The following is a 4,926-nucleotide window of genomic DNA, read 5'->3' as shown; positions in this document are numbered from 1 at the left end:
ATTAATTATTAATCGAAAAGACGATAGACATATATAAATGTCTGCAATTCAATGCAAATATATTAATAATATTAATATTTTCTCATTTTTAGGCTGACGCAAAATGACGCAAAAACAAAAAATGAGACGCAAAAGACGCAAAATCAACAAAAAATCTTATCTTTGCAGATTGGAAACCTAAACTAATAATTATATGATTAATCGCCTAAACACTTATTTTGATAGCACAAAGGTGGAACGCCGTGACTATTTCCGTCAGCTCGTCTTTCTGACCTTTGCGCCTCTGTCAATCCTTCTCTTCGGTCTTCACCTTGTGGGTTCCTATGGTTTGACAATTAAGCCTGCATTGGCTTGCTCGGCATGCTATGTCTTTGTATCGGCAGTATCACTCCTTTTCTATATATTAAAGGGACCAAAAAGGCTGAAGAATATAATGTCAGTCTTCCTCGTCTCGATAATGATCATTCAGAGCGTGCGACTTCTGGTCTTAGCTTCTATGCGGCTTAACGACCCCATGCTCACAACGGTCAACATAACAGTTTGCTATATCCTTGTGCTTATAGCCAGCATTTCCATCTTGCCACGCATTTCGCTTGTCTGCACATGCATTAACATAACGTCAATATTCCTCTGCCTCTATATCACCGACAATTCGATGTATAGTCAGCTGCTTATTATATTTGGTTTTACGAGTGTTGTCACCACCGCTTTTGGTTTCGTTGCCGACAAACTGTTGCGTGAGCAGCAAATTGAGTTCAACGATTATGCCAGTACCGTTGACCAAGTTTTGCATGTGTTCGATATGAGCAAGAGTGAGTTGTTGGCACTATTAAAGCTGGCAAAATCCCAAGACAATACCGCTGTTTATGACAAGGAACTGATGGCGTTGCTCGACAATAGGACGTTGCACAATATAAAAAAAATAGCAAGCCAGATAGAGCACATGCAGGCTTGCCAACGTAAAGAGATGAGCCAACGTTTTCCGATGCTTACGCCAGCCGAGCTCGATGTCTGCCGCCTCGTCGAGCAGGGACTTACCATTAAGGATATTTCTATAGCCTTGGGTAAGAGTGTCTCAAACGTGAGTACGGTGAGGGGCAACGTCAGAAAGAAGCTGGGGTTGGCGCAAGATGATAATTTACGAAGTGTGCTGTTGGAGAACAGGCATTAATATATAAATAATTCAGGTCATTTGATGATGGTGTGGACTGTTTAAAAACATCTCATTTAGCGGGTTATTTTCTAATTCTTCGGCAGTTTCCGAAGACAATATTTGCATTTCTAATGCTCAATACTATGAGTTGAATGCACGAAGAAATCTTTGGTGCGAAATTCTTGAGTTTTGAGCGTTTGGAGCCAATGTGTTAATACACAGTGTGTTATGAGATTTTCTGACGATGCGCCGTGAAATCAGACTCGCAAACGAGCCGTTTTTTGCTGCAATAGCGCCACTTTTACACTCTAATAGTGCCACTTTTATCATACAATAGCGCACTTTTACACTCTAATAGTGGCACTATTGGTGTGTAAAAGTGGCGCTATTGTTAAGCATGGGTGCTGTTTGCACCGCATAACACCATAAAAACAGCAATCCAGACCTCTAGAATCAATTTTTATTTTGTAACATGTTTTTACTCTTTGTACGATATTTGCATGGTGGCGCAGGTGCATCGCCGAGTCGGCTGCGATGATGCGACCTGCGAAGTATCGGATGCGACGTGGCAGATGATATAAACAAGTGACTCTTCAGATAAAATGTCATTACAATTTTATCTGAAGAATCACTTGTAAAGAACGACCGAAAATAGCCGAGAACGACCGCAACGACCGCAAAAACGACCGCAAAAACGACCGCAACGACCGCAAAAACGACCGCAATGACTGCAAAAACGACCGCAAGAACGACCGCAACGACTTATATTATGAGTAAAGTTCTTTTTCGCCTATCTCTGTTATCAGCCATTTTTTGCCATTCGAAGATTTCACTATAAGTTTATCCTTTGCCATATTAACAAGGAGACGACCTATTTTTCGTAGCTTTTCGTCACGAGTGTTGTTTACAGGAAAAACATGTTGAAGGGTTTCAAATGCATCTTTACGCTGGAAACCTAATTCTCCAGCATTATGCGCTAATTGAAGCAGCAGCTTTTGAATGCTGTTTTCAGCAAGTCCTTTCTCCTTGGTATAATGACCTATTTGGTTTGTCAACTTGGCAACTTTTAGAGATATGGTGTAATGTGGCGCACGGCCTTCTATCAATCCTTTTTCATAAAGATGCTTTGCAGCTTCCTTGGTAATGGGGTGGTGTTTCTGTACCGAATCTAACCAAAGGCACTCTTTCAGAGACAAAGAGCTATTTGTTTTCAAAAGATTGGTATATTTCTCGTCAATCATCTTGCCATAGATAGTGACTCCTACAGTACGATGCTCATTGTCAATATCGTAATCAGGCATGGGGAAGAAACGATTGCGTTGTTCAGTGTAAATCTTCTTGATGCCACGTCCTACGGTATCAATCATGTTGAAGTTGACCATGCCTCGGCATAAGCATTCGTTGCGATAGTGAAACTGAGGACCTTTATGCTCCAAAGCATTCTCTATGGTGCCGGGAATAAAGCTACCGCCATTGCCATAGTATAAGGTGCTTGGACCTTCTACGAAAACTATGCGCTGTTGCAAGGTGTAATCTTGATGGGCGATGGCATTATGTAGAGCCTCACGTATGGTATATTCATCATACTGCTTCATCGTATCAGGAAAGAGGGTTCCGCCTGGCAGTTCGCGCATGGTTTTGTTGCGTATCTTGCCCAACACCTTATCTACAGTCAAGATGAAAGGAATGGAGAAGTGTTCATAATCTTGCACAATACCTTCTTCATCTTCCCAAGTCCAAGTGATTTGGGCTACGGCAGGATGAATCTTTTGGATAGAAAGCGGCTTGCCTAATAACAGTATTGCAGCACGAGTGATTTGGCCGTCTCGCATCATCATGCTATTAGCTAAGAACTCTTCTGTTGTCCATGAATCTATTTCTTCGGCAGGAATACTTGAAGAGTGTACTTTCTTGAACATGACTTTAGCTGTAGCCACAGCCAACTCATCCAAATCATTTATGGTCGCATTGGGTACGAGTTGGGCTGTCCAATCTGGTATTGGTGGTTGTTGGCGGATGGCATCTTGTTTGGCTTGGTTCAATGGTTTTAGACTTTCGCCATCACGACCATAAGCCACACCTTTCCAGTGCATCACGATATTGCGTGGCGATGCAGGAACTTGGAACAACAAAACACGTTTGCCTTCAACCTCAATAGGTATAATATCCCTAAAGATGAGATTGTCTGTAGTGTGTTGAGACATGTCTTGCTTTAGGCGGTTCAAGGCTACTTCACCATCTTTGAAACTGGTACCAATAATCTGGTGCTTCTTGTCCCAAACACCGAAGACTATCCAAGCGAACTCATGGTCTCGTAAGTTTGCTTCATTGCTGAGGGCGGAGAAGTACTTTCCCAACTCGTCAACATCAAAGTTGGTCTCTGCTTTCTTAAACTCTACGACCTCATTTTCTGAGTGGTCCCAGAGTTCTTTGAATTTATCTATGAATTCAATATTGTTCATGATGTTTATAATCGATTTCTGTAAGGAATAGCCGATATGATTACTTCTGTATCAAAACACTTTGTCCATAAGAATGATTTTATTCTCATGACAACTTCAGACGAGGATTGACATGGTCCTACAATGATTCTTTTTAGACATTCAATGGGGATATTAATTTTGATGTATGGTACAAGTTTGTTGTCTGCAAGACGATATTGTGGCATTATTTGATGTTTTATGATGCGATATTCGCCCTCTGCTTCATATTTTTTATTTTTATAGATAGGAGCATAAGCATTGTTTATTATAGCCTGTTTTACATCTGTCCACTCATCTTTATTGAAAATGTTTTTTAATGTCTTATTGCAGGCTTCTTCTGCAATCTTGATGTTATGTTGTATCAACATACTCACATCTTTTTATTTCATCATAAAGTAAATATGTCGGCTCACTTTCACTCCAATATTTACGTTCTTTGCAATCAGCTCCATACATAGGTAAAGTTGATGGAAGCTTGGAGAAATCGAAACCTAAACTTATGCCATCTCCATTTTGTCCATATCCACGCCACATTGTTAAATCATCTTCCTGCTTAGAGAACGAAATCGTAAATATGTTCAGATTATACTGGGGGTGTTGTGTGAGTTCCTTTTCTTTGTCGTTAAGTACAATGTTGTTCTTTTTAGTATAATCAAGTACACCGGCTTTTAATCCTTCAAAGAACAACTGACATTCTGTTGGATCGTTTTGAAAGGCGTAATGTGTTGCCCACATTGTTATATATTTGGGATGTATATCGCCTTCCTCATAACACAATGAATGTTCTATCATATTATAGAACGTATTCATTGTGGTATAGTGATATAGTATAATATTATCTTCTTTAGTCATACTTATCTCTTTTTAATTGTCAAATCCAAATTTATTCCAGGCATCGAGGACGAGGCGCTTCGTGCGGTATTCTCCGTACTGGCGCAGCTCGTTGTCTTTCAGCACACGGATAGTTTCCTTTGATGCTTTCTAACTTCTACAAATATAATGCTTTTCTTTGAGGTATAACAACAAAAAGCAAACTGATTTAATAATCGAATATATACTTTTTCGATGTCTTTAGTCATTAGTGCCTCAGATTTAACGAGACACTAATGATCTTAAGTTAAACAATTCTCCATCTAATAGAGAATAATGTCCTTTTATCAAAGTTGCACTCTAATGATTTTAATAACTTTGTTGTCATTGTGTCAACGTTCTTGTTGTATTCATCTTCCAAGTTGAATAGTTGACGCTGTTTTTTTAGAGAGTTTCTCAGACAAATGGTTTTCTTGTTTC

At 39.7% G+C, this 4,926-nt stretch carries 4 protein-coding genes; 1 reads left to right on the top strand and 3 read right to left on the bottom strand.

Features of this window, described 5'->3' with window-relative positions:
- Positions 1-193 precede the first annotated feature (193 nt).
- Positions 194-1,171, top strand: a complete 978-nt coding sequence (locus CHL74_RS14790; protein ID WP_094881946.1) for a helix-turn-helix transcriptional regulator — start codon at positions 194-196, stop codon at positions 1,169-1,171.
- Between the two features lie 749 nt (positions 1,172-1,920).
- On the opposite strand, the gene CHL74_RS14785 is transcribed toward CHL74_RS14790, so the two are convergent.
- Genes CHL74_RS14785 through CHL74_RS14775 form a run of 3 tightly spaced genes read right to left on the bottom strand, consistent with a single transcriptional unit; the run spans position 1,921 to position 4,488 of the window.
- Positions 1,921-3,615, bottom strand: a complete 1,695-nt coding sequence (locus CHL74_RS14785) for an RNA-binding domain-containing protein (RefSeq protein ID WP_094881945.1) — start codon at positions 3,613-3,615, stop codon at positions 1,921-1,923.
- A 5-nt stretch (positions 3,616-3,620) separates the two neighbouring features.
- Positions 3,621-4,004, bottom strand: a complete 384-nt coding sequence (locus tag CHL74_RS14780; RefSeq protein WP_094881944.1) for a hypothetical protein — start codon at positions 4,002-4,004, stop codon at positions 3,621-3,623.
- A complete protein-coding gene (locus CHL74_RS14775) occupies positions 3,988-4,488 on the bottom strand; it encodes a DUF2971 domain-containing protein (RefSeq protein WP_094881943.1) in 501 nt (166 codons plus the stop codon). The genes CHL74_RS14780 and CHL74_RS14775 overlap by 17 nt, the downstream gene beginning before the upstream one ends.
- Positions 4,489-4,926: the final 438 nt, after the last annotated feature.

Source organism: Prevotella sp. 885 (assembly GCF_002265625.1).
In the GTDB taxonomy this organism is placed as follows: Bacteria; Bacteroidota; Bacteroidia; order Bacteroidales; family Bacteroidaceae; genus Prevotella.
Note: the sequence above shows the minus strand (reverse complement) of the source record. Positions and strands in the feature narration are given on the sequence as shown.